Genomic DNA, 16,439 nt, shown 5'->3' on the forward strand with positions numbered 1-16,439 from the left:
ACTATGGGGCTGAAGTTTATCTATAATTTGCTGTCGCAAAAAAATATTATTTCAATAAAACCTACTAAAAACAAAGACTTAATGATCTGATAGAACCTTAAATATCTTTAAAAAAGACCTTAAAACTATTGATTTTTAAACTTTTGAACCTCAAAATTGAACCCAAACAAAGTACATTATGAAGACAATCGAGTATGAACTAAAAGAAGAACAAATCGACAAAATTTTGGCCGATTTAAAAAATGCCTCCGACAACACGGTAAGTTTAGCTCCAAAAGAAGAATTTAAAACCCAGCAAACTATTGCTACAAGTGCTGTCGCAATCTTAGACATTGCAACGGCTGCAATTTCGGCTCAACCTACCTTTACCGATTTAAAGGGCGTTCCGGAGCTAAAAAAGCACCAGGAATCCAGTAAGGAAGATGCTAAAAAATGGCGTACAACGGTTAGACCTACGCTATTTAAAGTAAATGATGCGATTATTAATTTCGGAACCGAATTCGATTCCCTTTACAATCCGTTATACGATTTTGCCGGTGAGTTAAACAATCCGGACAAATGTAAACAGGCACAATTAAATCTGATTCAGGGTTTAAAAGCGCTTCAAAAAGTAATCAAAAAACAAAAAGAAAAAGTTGAAGACGCTTCGAAACAAATCAAGGATTTACAAAATTCAATGCTTGAAAACGAAGCAAATCTGAAAAAAGATTATATCCTTATCGAAGCCAAATATACCGGTGATAAAGGTAAACTGGAAGACCTTAAAAAACTGGTAACCAACTACGAAAGCACCATGAACAAGGATCTGGCCATTATTGGAGCCGGAGCCGGAGGCGTTGTCGTAGGAGTACTTACCGTTGCGGTAGGTGTCGCCATGTGGATCGAATCGGCCGGAGGAAGTACACCGGTCATCCTTATTGGTATCGGAATTATTGCCGCCGGAACAACCGCCGCGGTAATTGGTATTGTCGATTATAATAAATCATCCGAGAGAAAAGCATCAGCCTTACAGGAAATCTCTCTTATTAATTCGGAAATCGCAGTGGTAACGGCGCTAAAAGGATCCGTTACAACTTTGATCAACCAATTAAACATTGCGAGTTCAGCCTTGGATAAATTATCGGGTGCCTGGGATCAATTGGATCGGGATTATGAAAACGTCATTGATTCATTGATCAATACACAAGGGCATGCCGAAGATACCGAACCTTTAGCTTTTGTCGTTCAGGCAAACCTTAGAACTTCGAAAGTACAATGGGAAACCCTTCAGAAAGACGCCAAAACGATCAAACAAAATCTTCTTGCTCCTATGCAGGTTGATAATTCTGCCGTAAACAATTCGGATGGAAAAACACCTTCCTTCCCTAATGTTCCAAAGGAATTACCCAAAACAGCAGGCCGGGGGATAAACATGCAAAAAATGACATTGGCAGCGCCGGCCCTTACGCTGGCTAAATCTCCTGCCAATTCTCTTAGCTCAGATACGGTTATAAGCAACAGCGGTTACCGTCCCTGGATAGAGAATACCGCACAGACCTTACTCGCATTTCAAAGTGACTTGTCGGGTTTAACCGGCGGAAAAGCGTCTCCAAAAGAAATTCTGGAAGCTAAAGAAAATTTAATTCGGGTGTCTAATCCGGCTTTTGAAGCCACAGAATCTTTTTTGGCGGTAAATGAATTACTGTCTCAAAAAGCAAGCGTCCTTCGTGAAATCGCCAGACTGGACGATGATCATATTCTTGATGCGACGTATGCTACGTTACCCGATCTGATGCAACTTGTTCAAAAAGGCACAACAACAGGTCAAATAGCAGCAGAACGCGTTTATAAATTGGATGAAGCGATCGATACTATAGACGGAGCCTTGAACAAATGGCTTCTAAGTATGAAGGCCTCGCATACCGCCGACAGTCAGAAATTACAGGATGCCATTCGATTACGAAATAAGGCTCAGTCCGATAAAGACGCGATTAAAAATGACTTTTGGTTTTGTTTGTTGGGCGTTGCTGTTTGTGCTGTAGTAGCCATCGAAGTTGCTATCCGGGTAAGTAATGCTCAGTCGGAAATCGATGCTTTTACCAATAAGATTGCCGCCGATGATGCGCAACTCCGCCAGTTAATGAACAGCATTAACAAGACGACAGCCCTTACCCTAAATGCGGCGGCTCTGGGGAAAAGTATCGACGGTGGATTAAAAGCCATTCAGGTTATCCTGTCCACAATTGAATCCATTCAGAATACGTCCAGTACAACACCGTTTATTGTCCGCGCGCATATCAATGCCCTTGCCAGTCAGCTTGAAGGTGTGTCTACAGTACGTCTTCAAAAAAGCTCGCAATTGCTTTTTGCCCGAATTAATGAAACCGTAACCGAAGAACACAGTATTAGCCTTTGTTTGCAAAACCTGTTTTCTAAGGCGATTTTAATTCAGAACTCCGCGCAGCTGATCAACAAACAACCAAAACTGGTTTATGTAGAAAATCTTTTAAAACAGGATCAGGCCATTTTACGAAGCCATACAATGGAATGGACCATGAGTGTGTCGAACAACGTATTAAGTCAGTTATCCGCACTACGGGCCATTGGGAACAGCATTGAAATTTTAGGCGATGATGTACTCTCGTTTATCCAAAAAGGTGATGCTAAAAACGCAGAAGCAGGAATAGAAGCGCTAAAAGATTCGTTTGTACCGTATATTGGCAGTGCTAATAAAGAAGGACGCCTATTTAGAGATAAAATTGCGCTTCAGTTGTTTCATAACAATATCAAAAATGATCAGGCTGCCTTTACATTCGTCGAAAGTGTGATCAAAAATGATCTGAAAGGCGACGATGGCGAACTACTTCAAATGGAACTTCGCGAAGAGAGTTACACCCTTGCTATTAATCAGCAAATGGAAGAGATTGTAAACAACTCAACCCGAATGGTAACCGAATATTTAGCCTATGGTGTTATTATGGCGCTTACCGTTGCAGCTGGGCAGATTCAGTTTGCCGCGGTACAAGGACCAACGCTGATGTACCTGATAAAAAAAGGAGCCAATATTGCCATTAAACAGGCCAGTAAATCCGGAGCTTCAAAAATACAACAGGAAATTAAAAAGATCCAGAGCAAAGGCGACAAGGTTGAAGTTACGATTAGTGACAGAGCCAAAAATCTGGAATCCATTTCCAAATTAAAAGCAGATATCGCAGTCTTAAAGGTACTTACAAATGATACCGCAATACTCGACGAAAACACTATTGCTATAATAACCACAATCAATAAGATACGCGAACTAATCATCGACGAGATCGATAGTTTGAATATCGCTAAATACACCTTACGCGCTTCCAATTTTAAAGAAGCGGAAAACATTGTTAAAGCACTTCTGCAACAATGGTCGGACATTTCGAAACTTTCGGATGCACTTGAAAGAAGTTTTATCGCCAGTGTAGGTGAATATGAATTTTCGGAATAATTAAAAACCGTAAAAGCAAAAGGGAGTACCAATAGTACTCCCTTTTTTATTTATCCGATTACCCATGCTATACAATCATCAAATACGGATGACAAATGATCTGAATGCGCCGTGTTAATCAATTATATTTTTTGCTGTTTCGGGTAGCGTCTCGATCGTCACGCCAATCTGTTCGAAAATGGTAGTATCGATCATCTGACACATGGCACTAAGTGCCAAATCGTTGGCTTCCATTCCAAAAGGTTCTTCGATTTCATCGGCAATAGCTTCAAAAGCAACAAAAGTATAAGCTATAAATACAACGATAAACGGTGTAAACCAGCCCAAACTATCGACCAAAGCAAAAGGCAGTAAAAAACAATATAAATATACCGTACGGTGTAATAGTACCCGATAGCTATACGGAATCGGTGTTGACTGAATTCTTTCGCATCCGCCCAGAATATCGGCCAATTTATCCAGGTTTTCATCAAAGCGGCTTTGCTGAATGGAATCGATCCGGTTGGAATTTTTGGCCGTTTGTACCCATTCTCCCAAAAGATTCAGAATAATAGCCGGTTTATAATTTGCCTTCCCTACTACTTCCAGTTGTGTCGTATTTAATCGTTTTTCGAGGTCCGCATACGGATCCGTATGGCGTAACTGGTGTTTTAAAGCGTGTGTAAACGCACTTAACAACTGTACAAACGCATAAACCGAATTTTTATCGGCTTGCGTTCCGAGTGTTAACGCCTGACGTGTCAGCGCGCGCGTAACATTCAATAAAGCGCCCCAAAGTTTTCGTCCTTCCCAAAAACGATCATAACTGGCACTATTCCGAAAACCCAAAAACAATGCCAATACAAAACCGAACAATGTTAACGGAGCCGTATTGAGCGGTACTTTAAACGACAATATCGTTCCGTGGAAATAAACAACGGCTATCGACAAAAGCAACAATAACAACAAACGGGGTAATAATCCCGGTAATACCGAACCATGCCATACAAAAAGCATCCTAAACCAGTGTTCTCTTTTTCGTATAATCATATGATAAGCCCCGCGTTTTTGTCTTCCGGAAGCTTACAAATTTACAAAAACAGTCCGATCTTACCGGCGCAATATCTGTAGAAATATATCCTATTATAGTAGTTTAAAATAAGGTTAAATTTATCTCTTCGGAACGAAATTTTCCTACATTCGCAATCCAACCCTATTTTAAATCCAGATGAAAAAAAAACTATTCGTTATCTTCACGGTAATGCTATTCGGTGCTTGTACTCCCAAAAATGAAGCCGTAAAAGTGATCACAGGAAAAGATTACGAACTAAAAATTGCCAGTCCGCAAAAAGCCGTTTTAGTATTATTTCCGTGTTTTCCCTGCGATATTGCCAATACCAAAGCCGAGGCTGGTTTTTTGAAAGATATCGAAAAACAAGGGATCACTACCCTACTTTTAAATTACAATCAAAGGCTTTTCTTAAGTGATTCCGAAAAAAAGGAATACGCAAAAACACTCAACACCATATTGGACCAGCATAATGTTGTTACAGACAATCTCTATATCGGTGGTTTTTCCGGTGGTGGAAATGTGGCTATGCTATTGTCCAGTTATCTGATAAAGAATAAAAACGCGATTCAACCCAAAGGCATTATGGTAATCGATTCTCCGATCGATCTGGAAGCCTTATACAACGATTCTCAAAAAGAGGTTGCCAAAAATGTAGATGCGGAAGCTGTCGCGGAAGGCCACTATTTAATCGAATTGTTGGAAAGTACGTTGGGAAAACCTGCTGATCATCTCGAAAACTATAAAAATGCCTCGCCATACCTGGTTTCCTGTAAAGCAACCAATACTATCGCTTATTTAAAAGATATTAAAACCCGTTTTTATTCCGAACCGGATCTGGAATGGCAAAAGCAGCAAAAAAGCAGAACCTACGAAGATTTAAACGCCTACAAACTGGAACAGGCATCCAAAACCTTACGAGAACTGGGTAGTACGCAAACCGAGTATATCGCTACTCAAAACCGCGGGTACAGAGCCAATGGCGACAAGCATCCGCATTCCTGGAATATCGTGGAACAGGGAAGCCTGGTGAAATGGATGACCGAACAGTAGTAGCCCAAAAACGGGCTATCTGTAATTTAATTTACTTTTTTAAATAAATCAGGTCAATTACTATACCTAAGATCATTAATAAAATCCAAAACGTTATACTGCCAAGAATATAAGCTATCAATGCTTTTATGAAATTGGCAGGCTTCGTTTTGTCGAAAAACTGTCCGATAGCCCAGGCGCAATATCCTGTGATCACAACACTCACATACAGGAATAACGGGATTTGAGTCAGTCCCTCTATTAAGGCCGATACCGAAAACATCAGCATTCCCATACCAATCACAAAACACAACATCACCAGGATTTCAAACAGATTGTACTGGTATTTTCTAAAAAATAATTTAACCCATAGCGCAATAAAAACCCCCATAATAATATTGGCATAGCCATAATGCTTTTGCACCCAATCCGTCATCGTTGTTACTGCCGATTTCCGGAGAGACAGCTGAGCCGTATAAGCTTCCTCAATATGGAAGTAATGGTTGATAAATGAATAAATCAACGATGTTACAATGATAAATAAAATCGGCTTTACCAATCGGCTACGATTGTCCGACAGGTATTCCCGGATATTTTTCCCCGGTTGTAAAAACAACTCCCGCATCGTATATAAAATACCCCGTTCAAAATGCAAAACATGCTCAATTTCATGCACGATATAATGCGCATCAATTCGTTTAAGTTGTGCCGGTTGCCCGCAATTAGCGCAATATTTACCGGTTATAGTTGTGGTACAGTTTTTACAGTTATCCATTTTTTAGTTTCTAATTACATCTCAAAAATATTATTTAAAGCGTATACTCACTAAAAAATAGTGCGGTATTTTAAAATGTGTTCCTAAATTTTCGGGTTTTATGTCCGATTGCACTACTTCGCAGTACGAACCGGAACCATCTTTATGCATTGTAGGCGTTATAATCGCAAAAATAGGGATATCCGTTTCGGAAGCTATATTGATTTCCAGAAATTCTTTGGAGCCAAAAAAATCTTTTAGTGCATATAATTCGGAATCATTATGTAACTTAAAATAGCTTTTTTTACTACCGAAACCAGGTCCCTTCATATATGTTTTTAGCTTACCGTCGGTCATACTAAAGAAAAACTTCAGCGAGAGACTTTCTAAACTGATCTTAAAATAATCCGATTCACTTCCATCAAACAACGTGACTTTAGGAGACGGTTTACCGTTTTTAAATTCCTGTATGTTCACTTCATAATATTTTCCTTTAAGCGCCTCGCCTACAAAATTCAATTTTTCAATATATATGTTTTGAAAATCGATCAATTCCTGAACTTCTTTATTTTCAGTTGCATAGTTATTGCTAACTTTTACGATTTGTTGTGCCCAGGTTGCGTTAGTAAGGAATACCAGTAGTAGTAGAATACGTTTCAATTTTAATTTGTTTTTGGGTTACTTATTTTCGTATGCCAAAATAAACTAAAATTTCATAATTCAGAGAGAAAATATAGGATTCCAAATACTATTTTATTCCAGTTCTTCACAAAAATGTTGTCGGCTTTCAAGTACTCGGACAACTGCCTTAGTTTGAAGCCTATCGTTTTCGATTCGCAAAATTTTATCACAATCTTCCAAATCAAAACTGACTTTGCATTTGGGAAACCGACCGGAAAGTATCTGCATCACTTCTCTGGCTTCCGAAGGCTTTTTTATACTGGTTTTAAAAATCTTGATCATAATAAATTCCAATTACTTCGTCTTTGTTTTTTTCAGAAAAGGATTAAAGGAAATCCCGACATTGAAATAAAAAGTCGGATCGGCAGTTACTTCAAAAACAGTATCATTAAAGGTATTTTGCTTTTCAAAAATACGACTGATCGCGATCCATTTTAATCCGGTTCGTGCCGTTAGTACCAAATGTTCGCCCAACAACTGTTCGTAAACAATCCCATTATTAAGGTCGAGTTGGCGGTATTCATATTTTTGCGATCTATTTTGCGGATTTACGCCATATAAATACAAATTGGTTCGGTCCAATTCTGTACCGACCGATAAGCGCCAGCTGTTTGCCATTTGTTTCCGCAGCAAAATCTGTTTTGGAATAATCATATCGATCATAAAACCCGAATTAAATTTATGTTCGAATGTAAAAATCGGAATTACCGGAATTTCCGAACTCGGATCAATATTGACTAAAATACCGGCCATCAATTTTGTCCTGGCATTTGCTTTTAGAATCAAGGTTCCCGAAACCAATCCTTTTACCCTTTCAAAATGTTGATCACTCCCATCAACAATCAAACTTGAAGTAAACACCGCTGTTTTGCCGAACAATTTTGAGAAATACGAAAAGTTGAGCGTTTCATAATGATAATGGTAATCCTTCTGAACACCATCAATACCTTCTTCCGGCAATGCCAAATCAGTTCCCGTACGGGTATAATTATAGGCTAAGGTCGCGCCGAGCATCCACTTCTGTGTTTTAATAAAATTAAAAGTCGTGCTCACCTTAAGCTGCGAAAAGTCGGTAACTTTACTTTCCGGCAAGGCTGTATTTCCGAGTTTGGAGGTATATTTATAAGGCGCTACCGTCGTATACTCAATATTCAAAGGACGTACAATTGCAAATTTATTCGCGCCATAAGTCAATGCCCGTCGAGCCATACTCACGCTATCCTGTTTTTTTGTGTCGTTTTCCTGAGAAAGCACCGGCGTTGTAAAACAAAAAAGTCCCACTGCAAAAAATACGTTTTTCATTTTTACCATTCGTTTTTTTAAGATTCTAATCCAAATTGTCTCAAATAGTCTCCGGAAGTTGGTAAACGACTACAATTCGATTGTTAATTCCGGCAAAGGAAAAGATTAGGTCTTTTGCATTTTATTTTTTATACCAACCGCCTTGCAATTTATACGTAAAGGGTACTTTGTTGCGTTTTGTATAAAACGAATGGACTTTTGTATAATTTTTTTATAGCATGGTACTTTCGACCTACATTTGATCCGGTTATTTTTTAAAACATGGAATACAATACACAGGAAGTCCGTAATAGTTGGATTATTCGATTTATAATTGATAACGATTACCGGATTTTACGCCACTTCATACTCTTGTCGGGAATTCTGGCCGTTATCGCATTTTCCCGCGAAATAACGGAGTATCCAAGACCTTATAACTATTACCGACTTGCGTGTATATGCGGTTCTATTATCACAATGAGTTATATTAACATGTACTTTCTTGTTTCTCAGTTTTTCTTTAAAGGCCGCTACCTGTTGTATATTTTACTTCTATTGGCATTGGTTATCGCCTGGTTGATGATCATTGGTGGTTTATTAAGTGCCTATAGTCCCGACTACCTTGTTATACGGCATAAGCATGATAATCATTTGCGCGGCTATTATGAAGGCACCATCATTTTAATGCCAATTATCCTGGTTACTACAATGATCAAATTATTTCAGCGTTGGACTATCGATACGGAACGCATCAATGAATTAAATAATATTACGCTCACTATGGAGCTAAACGAGCTTCGGAACCAGATCAATCCCCATTTTTTGTTTAATATGCTCAACGGGATTAAAGCTCTGGTTCGAACCGATGTCGACAAAGCCACAACAGTGATCCTGCAACTGTCTGAGTTTTTGCGCTACCAGTTGTATGAAAATAATGAGGTGAAAATTCCGCTAAAATCAGAAATTGACTTTTTATCCAACTTTCTCGAACTGGAAAAAATCAGACGCGACAATCTTTCGGTAACTTTATCCTGTTCGATCGATCCGTCGGTTATAAACAATATGCTATTACCGCCGAGTCTTTTTACCATTTTTGTAGAAAATGCCGTCAAACACAGTATTAATATAAGCGGCGCCCAGTCCGATATTACGATCCGGATTGAAACAGAGGGCACGATGCTCTGTTTTTACTGTTATAATTCGATAGATCCCGACTATATTCCGTCTGTCGATAAAAAGAAAGGCGGTTTGGGTTTATTAAATATCAAACGCCGATTGGATCTTTTATACGGAAAAGCCCATACCTTAACCCTGGCCCATACAAAATCGGCGTATAACGTTACCTTAAAAATCCCCTATGAACTGTATTCTATTAGATGATGAACCTCTTGCCCGAGCCGAAATGGAAGCACTTATTCAGGAAGTGTCGAATCTTACCATACTCGGAAAGTTTGCCAATGCACCGGCCGCGCAGCAATTTTTAAATACCACTAAAGTCGATCTTATCTTTCTGGATATCGAAATGCCAATGGTTTCCGGACTGGAGTTTGCAGAACAACTTCCCAAAAATACCTTGCTTATTTTTACCACGGCCTATCCGCAATATGCTTTAAAAAGTTACGATTTGGACGCTATCGACTATCTGTTAAAACCGATCGAAAAATCGAGATTGCAAAGAGCTATTCAGAAAGCGGAAACCTATACAAAACTATTGGCCGATACAGCCAATACAACCACATGGGAATCGAATACGGAAGATTTTATGATCATTAAATCTGACCGTCGGTTTTATAAGATTCATTTTACGGATATTTTATATGTTGAAGGCCTTAAAGATTATGTCGTTTTATATACCGGCTCGCAAAAATTAATTACCGCAATGAACCTGAAAACGATTCATCAGAAAATGCCACAGGATCTTTTTCTACGCGTGAGCAAATCGTATGTGGTAAATATAAAACGGATTGACTCTTTTGATCATCATAGTCTCTATTTGGGCGATAATGAAATCCCTTTGGGAGAAGTTTACAAAAAAGATTTTTTTAAGGCCTATTTGGGCGATTCCTTATATCCCGATACGTAATCGTATTTGGAATTTTATGGAAACCGGTAGCATTAAAAAATATCTTGATAACCATTTCTTTTTCGCTTAACTTTCTACAAAAATAAAATGTGATGACAACCATACTAATTGCAGGAATCGGTGGTGTTGGCGGCTATTTTGGCGGACTACTGGCGAAAGCCTTTCAAAACGATACTAGTGTAGCCGTGCAATTTCTGGCCCGGGGCAAAAACCTCGATGCGATTCGCGCCAATGGTCTTACGATTGTGAAAGGCTCGGATAGTAGTACTGTTTTTCCGCAAAAAGCGAGCGATACGCCTTCCGATCTTGACAAAGCCGACTACATTATTCTGTGTACAAAAACCTACGATCTGGAGTCGACATTAGTACAATTGCAAGACTGTATCACCGAAAAAACCGTTATCCTTCCGTTACTAAATGGACTGGACAGCACGCCAAAAATCAAGCGTCATTACCCCAATGTAACAGTGTTGGAAGGCTGCGTCTATCTGGTTTCCCGTCTGTCGGCTCCCGGAATCGTAACCAATAGCGGAAACATCGAAAGTCTGTTTTTTGGCTCCGATAAGGCATCGGACGAATGTCTTTTACAACTGGAAACGCTTTTAAAACAAGCCGAAATTCAGGCCTCCCTAACTCAGGATATCCTATCGGTAGTTTGGAAAAAATTTATATTCGTATCGGCCATCGCTACGGCTACTTCTTTTTATGATCAGTCAGTTGGTGAAATCCTTGAAAATCCGGACAAACGCGATACGTTACTAGCACTGCTAACAGAAGTTTACACATTGGCCAAAGCCAAACACATACCGCTACCGGAAGATAGTGTTGCGACTACCTTAGCCAATATAGAAACGCTTCCGTTTGCAGCGACCTCATCGTTACATAGTGATTTTAAAAATGAAAAAAAGCAAACCGAATTGGATGCTTTAACCGGCTATGTAGTTTCCGAAGGGCTTATTTATGGTGTTGCAGCACCGGTTTACGAAAAATTATATACGGCTTTAAAAGCCAAAAAGAAACCGGCCTTATAATACTAAGACCGGTTTTTATATTGATCAAAAGTTGAATTAAACGGAAACAGAAACCGGTTGCAACGTAGTCAACAAGTCTACAATCGCATTAAACGTTTTCTCGCCTGTAGCGTTATCGATCAGATATTCTGACGCGGTAGCGATTAACGAATCAATATTTCCCGGATCGATATTATCCATATGTGTTTGCCCCTGAATAATAGGCGGTTCCAATCGGTAATACGTAAGCCCCGAAGCGGTTAACGCCTGTAATTGTTGTCCCGACACCAACTGTACCGATTCAGTAATGATATTCACAACGGCGCCACGTCCATTGTCGTTACCGGACAAATCTTCCAGATCACTGGTAACCCACGGCATATACCCCCAGTTCCCATTATCCGGATCCGGATCACCCTGATCAACAGTCACTAGTCCGGCGCCACAAGCATATGTTCCGGTTCCCAGGGATATCAGTACAATATCACTCAGGCTTGTTGCCAATCCGGTACGAAATGCTTCCGTTACGGCCCATATGGCCGGGTTATTCGACATCACACCTCCATCGAGTACCCAACGTTCCTGCGCATTCGAATTCGAATTCTGTCCACCGCCCACATTACCTACCGGAAAATAGGTTGGTGCCGCACTCGTTGCACGGGCTGCTTCCCATACCATATAATCGTCGACCGCAGCATTGGTCGCATCCATCCAATTAAATAAATACGGTCCGTAATCCTGTCCCAATACCGGATTCTGTATCGTATTACCACTGCTATTAATCGTATAACTGGTTGTAAACACGTGTTTGGTACGTCCATTAAGTGTCTTCATATTGGCTTGCGCCGCACTTAAGGTTCCCATCCCGAATTGTTGCTGCAAATACGGTTCGATACCGTTACCATTACCATCGTCGCCATAATATTGCGCATAACAGTCGGGTATTAATGACTCTTGTGGTACAAAAATTTTACTTCCGTCGTTCTGATAAATGTTTAAAACCTCCTGAGCCGTAAAAGGTTTGTTACCGTTTATTGGCGATGTTAGTCCTGTAGCGATAATACCTCCGGTTGAGGTTCCGCCGATCATATCGAAAAGTTCATAGCAGCTTTTATTCAATCTGCTTTCCAGTTCGTTAAGAAAATAGGCCGGTATAATTCCTTTTATACCACCGCCATCTACTGTTAAAATAACTACTTTACCCATAACTTTAGTTTTTAGTATTGATTTGGTTGCACCTGTTTTTAAACAAGTTTCTAAAATTAACCGATAGTCCTCAGTCCCGTAAACGTATAATCACCTGTTTTCACGTTTGATTCGGAACCTGTGAATACCGGATTTTCTATCTAAACAAAAAATACGACTTGCTAAAATTGAACTGTTTTGGCGGCTGTTAAACCGAAATACCCTAATTTCGCAGCACTAAAATCAACAACTGTGGGCAACGACACCCAAAATAGAATCACCTACTTTAACGATCGTATTCTGGACGCTATTTCGCTACCGGAACGCTTTACCTTTCCGTTTTATTATGAACCGCATCCGCTCACGCAAATTGCCGCTTCGGAATTACAGGACTACCTGGAAAGTCAGACGGATATGGAACATAATTTCGGGCTTATCGAAAATCAGGAAGGAATCGTTATCGGGAAAATGTTTGGTGTACTCGTTGTTGGGGATGCTAACGGCAAAATAGGATATTTGTCCGCTTTTTCCGGAAAACTGGCCGGTACGAATCAGCATCCGCGCTTTGTGCCACCCGTTTTTGACATGTTGCTTGAAAACAGCTTTTTTCTAAAAGAAGAAACCATTTTAAACAGCATTAACAGTGCCATTGAAACGATAAATGCCGATCCGCAATACCATCGTTTTACAACCGAACTGGAACAATTTACAAATCAATCGCAGGAAGAAATTGCTGCTTTTAAAAAACAGCTAAAAGCGAATAAAGAAGAACGTAAAAAAAGCCGTGAAGCGCAAAAAAATAACCTGACAGAATCGGAGTATGCCGTTTTTGAAGCCGATTTGATCAAACAAAGTTTACGGGACAAATGGGAATTACAGGTGCTCACCAACAAATGGAAAGAACGCTTGGATGAAACCCGATTACAGTTAGCCCGATTTGAAGACCAGATAGAAGCGTTAAAAAAAGAACGCAAAGAAAAATCCGCCGCTTTACAGCAACAACTTTTCGAACACTATTCCTTTTTAAATAAACACGGAAAAACCCGAAGTCTGCAATCCATTTTTAGTGAAACCGTTTTTGGTAAACCACCCGCAGCGGCTGGAGAATGTGCTACTCCGAAATTATTGCAATATGCTTTTGCGAATGGTTATGAACCTTTGGCCATGGCCGAATTCTGGTGGGGGACCTCCCCTAAATCGGAAATCCGGAAACACCGGCAGTTTTATCCGGCCTGTACCGGTAAATGTCAGCCCATATTAAAACATATGCTGGAAGGCATTCCTCTGGATCCTAATCCGCTATTACAAAACCACGGGGAAAATACCATTCTTAAAATTATATACGAAGACGACAGCTTGGTTGTTGTAGACAAACCGGCTGAATTACTTTCGGTTCCGGGCATACAAATTCAGGATTCGGTTTATACCCGACTCAAAACAACCTGGGGCAACATCGAACCGTTGATCATTCATCGTTTGGATATGGCCACCTCAGGGCTTTTGGTTGTTGCCAAAACAAAAGAAGCCCACAAACACATCCAGCGTCAGTTTTTAAAACGTACGGTTATAAAACGCTATACCGCCCTTTTATCGGGATTGGTCCAACAAGAAGAAGGTGAAATCCGACTTCCGTTACGAGGTGATCTGGACAACAGACCGCGACAGTTGGTTTGTTATACCCACGGTAAAAAAGCCGTTACCCTTTGGAAAGTCGTAGCGCGACAAACAGCGACAACCCGAATTCATTTCTGGCCACTTACCGGTCGGACGCATCAATTGCGAATGCACGCCGCCCATGAACTAGGTTTGAATGCACCGATTGTAGGAGACGATTTATACGGAACCGGTGCCGACCGTTTGCATCTTCATGCGGCTTATCTGGAATTTGTACATCCGATAACCCGGGAAACACTCCGCTTTGAAGTAGGCGAATCGTTTTAAAATTATTCTTTTCGGACTACCGGAATACACAACGTAAGCATGCATTTTTGCTGTGGATGTTCCTTGTAATTGTTCCGAATAATTTCGAATGGCAATTGTTCCGCCGGGCGATAGCCGTTTTCATTCATCCAGATATATAACGACGACCAGGCTTTTTCAAGATCGGCAAGGTTGATTTCAAAATTGGCGGTAATACATTTTCCGGGTGACAGGTTTTTGAAGAAAATACCCGGTTCGGTTTGGATATCCCGATCGACCACTACTCCAATTTCCATACGGACTTTTTCCGGAGCCGTAATTTTAAAACTATCGTGGTAAATCCGGATCGCTGCGATCTTTTCGGGATCTGTCAGTTTATTTTCCAACGCAAATTCAATCACTTTTGTAAAAGTCGCATCCAGATTTTCCACACCGATATGATTTTGGTAAATCATTGGAAACGCAACCATTTCCTGAACCGTTATTACTGCATTCATTTTTATCCAGTTTTTAAGATTTTCAATACGCCAAATATAGGCTTCAAATCCCTGAAAAATTTGTCCATTCCTGCTATTTTTAATTTTGTCGTACCGACTACTACGCTGTTTTCGGAATGCTGTCGGACTAACCGAATAGCGCTTTTTAAATGCCTTCGTCAGTGCCGCATTATCCGAAAAGCCATATTGAAAAGCCAGGGTTCCTATCGTTTCCTTCGTATCCCTGATTAATAAAGCCGCGATCTTTTCGATCCGTTTTCTATTGTAAAACTCCAACAGATTTTCGCCGGTATACGCTTTAAACAACCGCTGAAAATGAAAGGGCGAATAATTTGCTACAGTAGCGATTTTTTCTACCGATAAGGGTTCTTCCAAATGTTGCTCGATAAAATCCAGGGCTTTTTCCAGCTGTTTTAAAGGTAAATCAGACATACGATAGTGCTACAATTCGGTCGAAGGTAGTCAAATTGAATTAAAAAACGCTACCGGTTTGGCGGTAGCGTATAGGAGTTACAAAATTTTAAAAGTATTAGTGCAGTTTATACGCTACACCTACTCCAATAGCAGACACTGTAAAGTTGTCGGATATTCCACGGTAAAAGGCAAACAGATCGAAATTGTCTTTGTTCCATCCTAGTTTACCCTGGTAATACAAACCACCGTCGGCGTTATTCAGACCAATTCCGTACCCGATATCTGCAGTGTAGAAAATATTGTGATCAAATTTTCCACGACCCGAAGCCGCCACAGGAATATAGCCGAAATCGTCGTAGGTAAAATCCATACCCGCCACCGTTTCCGTTTTACCAAAAAAACGGGTATATCCGGTTGCGATACCCAAATCCAGAAAGTCTTTTACTTTATAAAAGTAAACGGCACCATCTATTCCTAAATTAAATGACGAAACATCAGCAGCATCGCCAATCGGAAAACCAGCGTGTACGCCAACTCTGATATCCTGTGCACTCAAACTTTGAGAGAACCCGGCCACAACAGCAACCAGGAATAAGCTTTTCAATTTTGAAATCATATTTAATGCGTTTAGTGTTATCTATTAAAAATAACCATTTAAAACCGCTGTATTCTACTTAAAACCACTATTTTATTGACAAAATAAAGTGCTGATTTTTCGGCTTTAAAAAACGTAAAATGCCCTATTTTACAAGGGTTTCTTTTATTTCTTCCAAAAAGTTATAAACCGGTCATTCAGATAGCGTTTTACAGGATCGTCGTATGCCAACAATTTCTTTTGTTCCAGTAACAGGATACCGATGTTTTGTACGATCAAAACAGCACCATTCAGCTTTCCTTCACTATAATAATTTTGTATCACTTCCGTTGCAGTTTGTGGATCAAACTTGCTGCAACTACAGAAAAAAATGCTACTCAAAAGAAGTAAAACGGCTATTTTTTTTATCATTGGATGGTTTATTATTTACTTCAGACAATGGAATCGTTTTGTAACATAGTGATTCTGATTCCTGTTTA

The 16,439-nt window shown here is 39.9% G+C and carries 15 protein-coding genes; 6 read left to right on the plus strand and 9 right to left on the minus strand.

Annotated elements, in window-relative coordinates:
- Positions 1–178: 178 nt before the first annotated feature.
- A complete protein-coding gene (locus AAFN64_RS11695; RefSeq protein ID WP_347760567.1) occupies positions 179–3,460 on the plus strand; it encodes an HBL/NHE enterotoxin family protein in 3,282 nt (1,093 codons plus the stop codon).
- Between the two features lie 114 nt (positions 3,461–3,574).
- Here the strand turns inward: AAFN64_RS11695 and AAFN64_RS11700 are convergent, their stop codons facing one another.
- On the minus strand, positions 3,575–4,489 hold the full coding sequence (locus AAFN64_RS11700; RefSeq protein WP_347760568.1) for a bestrophin family ion channel: 915 nt from the start codon (positions 4,487–4,489) through the stop codon (positions 3,575–3,577).
- A 178-nt stretch (positions 4,490–4,667) separates the two neighbouring features.
- On the opposite strand from AAFN64_RS11700, the gene AAFN64_RS11705 reads away from it, so the two are divergent.
- Entirely contained in the window at positions 4,668–5,561 is an 894-nt protein-coding gene (locus AAFN64_RS11705; protein WP_347760569.1) for a hypothetical protein, read from the plus strand.
- 31 nt (positions 5,562–5,592) lie between these two features.
- Here the strand turns inward: AAFN64_RS11705 and AAFN64_RS11710 are convergent, their stop codons facing one another.
- The 4 genes from AAFN64_RS11710 to AAFN64_RS11725 all read right to left on the minus strand — a co-directional run bounded on the left by AAFN64_RS11710 (position 5,593) and on the right by AAFN64_RS11725 (position 8,277).
- The gene (locus AAFN64_RS11710; RefSeq protein WP_347760570.1) at positions 5,593–6,315 is read right to left on the minus strand and encodes a DUF3667 domain-containing protein; all 723 of its coding nucleotides are present in this window, start codon (positions 6,313–6,315) and stop codon (positions 5,593–5,595) included.
- A 30-nt stretch (positions 6,316–6,345) separates the two neighbouring features.
- On the minus strand, positions 6,346–6,954 hold the full coding sequence (locus tag AAFN64_RS11715; protein ID WP_347760571.1) for a hypothetical protein: 609 nt from the start codon (positions 6,952–6,954) through the stop codon (positions 6,346–6,348).
- Between the two features lie 93 nt (positions 6,955–7,047).
- Complete coding sequence (locus AAFN64_RS11720; RefSeq protein WP_347760572.1) at positions 7,048–7,257, minus strand: hypothetical protein; 210 nt, start codon at positions 7,255–7,257, stop codon at positions 7,048–7,050.
- Between the two features lie 12 nt (positions 7,258–7,269).
- Entirely contained in the window at positions 7,270–8,277 is a 1,008-nt protein-coding gene (locus tag AAFN64_RS11725; protein WP_347760573.1) for a hypothetical protein, read from the minus strand.
- A gap of 261 nt (positions 8,278–8,538) precedes the next feature.
- Here AAFN64_RS11725 and AAFN64_RS11730 point away from each other — a divergent pair, with 261 nt between their 5' ends.
- The 3 genes from AAFN64_RS11730 to AAFN64_RS11740 all read left to right on the plus strand — a co-directional run bounded on the left by AAFN64_RS11730 (position 8,539) and on the right by AAFN64_RS11740 (position 11,370).
- Positions 8,539–9,636 (plus strand): histidine kinase, encoded by a 1,098-nt coding sequence (locus AAFN64_RS11730; RefSeq protein ID WP_347760574.1) that lies wholly within the window; start codon positions 8,539–8,541, stop codon positions 9,634–9,636.
- Positions 9,614–10,339, plus strand: a complete 726-nt coding sequence (locus AAFN64_RS11735) for a LytTR family DNA-binding domain-containing protein (protein ID WP_300489877.1) — start codon at positions 9,614–9,616, stop codon at positions 10,337–10,339. Before AAFN64_RS11730 ends, AAFN64_RS11735 begins: the two co-directional genes overlap by 23 nt.
- Before the next feature lie 92 nt (positions 10,340–10,431).
- Positions 10,432–11,370: a 2-dehydropantoate 2-reductase gene (locus tag AAFN64_RS11740; protein WP_347760575.1), complete on the plus strand. Its 939-nt coding sequence runs from the start codon at positions 10,432–10,434 to the stop codon at positions 11,368–11,370.
- A gap of 36 nt (positions 11,371–11,406) precedes the next feature.
- Here the strand turns inward: AAFN64_RS11740 and AAFN64_RS11745 are convergent, their stop codons facing one another.
- Positions 11,407–12,555, minus strand: coding sequence for a patatin-like phospholipase family protein (locus AAFN64_RS11745; RefSeq protein WP_347760576.1), 1,149 nt, complete (start codon positions 12,553–12,555; stop codon positions 11,407–11,409).
- Between the two features lie 177 nt (positions 12,556–12,732).
- Between AAFN64_RS11745 and AAFN64_RS11750 the strand changes: the two genes are divergently transcribed.
- Positions 12,733–14,475, plus strand: a complete 1,743-nt coding sequence (locus AAFN64_RS11750) for a pseudouridine synthase (RefSeq protein WP_347760577.1) — start codon at positions 12,733–12,735, stop codon at positions 14,473–14,475.
- A gap of 2 nt (positions 14,476–14,477) precedes the next feature.
- Here the strand turns inward: AAFN64_RS11750 and AAFN64_RS11755 are convergent, their stop codons facing one another.
- From AAFN64_RS11755 to AAFN64_RS11765, 3 genes are all read right to left on the minus strand, one after another.
- On the minus strand, positions 14,478–15,383 hold the full coding sequence (locus AAFN64_RS11755) for a helix-turn-helix domain-containing protein (RefSeq protein WP_347760578.1): 906 nt from the start codon (positions 15,381–15,383) through the stop codon (positions 14,478–14,480).
- 97 nt (positions 15,384–15,480) lie between these two features.
- A complete protein-coding gene (locus AAFN64_RS11760) occupies positions 15,481–15,981 on the minus strand; it encodes a hypothetical protein (RefSeq protein WP_347760579.1) in 501 nt (166 codons plus the stop codon).
- 144 nt (positions 15,982–16,125) lie between these two features.
- Positions 16,126–16,371 (minus strand): hypothetical protein, encoded by a 246-nt coding sequence (locus tag AAFN64_RS11765; protein WP_347760580.1) that lies wholly within the window; start codon positions 16,369–16,371, stop codon positions 16,126–16,128.
- Positions 16,372–16,439 lie beyond the last annotated feature (68 nt).

The organism is Flavobacterium sp. CAU 1735 (assembly GCF_039888695.1).
In the GTDB taxonomy this organism is placed as follows: Bacteria; Bacteroidota; Bacteroidia; order Flavobacteriales; family Flavobacteriaceae; genus Flavobacterium.

Bases quoted from the DNA above. Each gene is read 5' to 3' on its own strand.
- AAFN64_RS11695 (WP_347760567.1), top strand. From the start codon at position 179: ATGAAGACAATCGAGTATGAACTAAAAGAAGAACAAATCGACAAAATT.
- AAFN64_RS11700 (WP_347760568.1), bottom strand. From the start codon at position 4,489: ATGATTATACGAAAAAGAGAACACTGGTTTAGGATGCTTTTTGTATGG.
- AAFN64_RS11705 (WP_347760569.1), top strand. From the start codon at position 4,668: ATGAAAAAAAAACTATTCGTTATCTTCACGGTAATGCTATTCGGTGCT.
- AAFN64_RS11710 (WP_347760570.1), bottom strand. From the start codon at position 6,315: ATGGATAACTGTAAAAACTGTACCACAACTATAACCGGTAAATATTGC.
- AAFN64_RS11720 (WP_347760572.1), bottom strand. From the start codon at position 7,257: ATGATCAAGATTTTTAAAACCAGTATAAAAAAGCCTTCGGAAGCCAGA.
- AAFN64_RS11725 (WP_347760573.1), bottom strand. From the start codon at position 8,277: ATGAAAAACGTATTTTTTGCAGTGGGACTTTTTTGTTTTACAACGCCG.
- AAFN64_RS11730 (WP_347760574.1), top strand. From the start codon at position 8,539: ATGGAATACAATACACAGGAAGTCCGTAATAGTTGGATTATTCGATTT.
- AAFN64_RS11735 (WP_300489877.1), top strand. From the start codon at position 9,614: ATGAACTGTATTCTATTAGATGATGAACCTCTTGCCCGAGCCGAAATG.
- AAFN64_RS11740 (WP_347760575.1), top strand. From the start codon at position 10,432: ATGACAACCATACTAATTGCAGGAATCGGTGGTGTTGGCGGCTATTTT.
- AAFN64_RS11745 (WP_347760576.1), bottom strand. From the start codon at position 12,555: ATGGGTAAAGTAGTTATTTTAACAGTAGATGGCGGTGGTATAAAAGGA.
- AAFN64_RS11755 (WP_347760578.1), bottom strand. From the start codon at position 15,383: ATGTCTGATTTACCTTTAAAACAGCTGGAAAAAGCCCTGGATTTTATC.
- AAFN64_RS11760 (WP_347760579.1), bottom strand. From the start codon at position 15,981: ATGATTTCAAAATTGAAAAGCTTATTCCTGGTTGCTGTTGTGGCCGGG.
- AAFN64_RS11765 (WP_347760580.1), bottom strand. From the start codon at position 16,371: ATGATAAAAAAAATAGCCGTTTTACTTCTTTTGAGTAGCATTTTTTTC.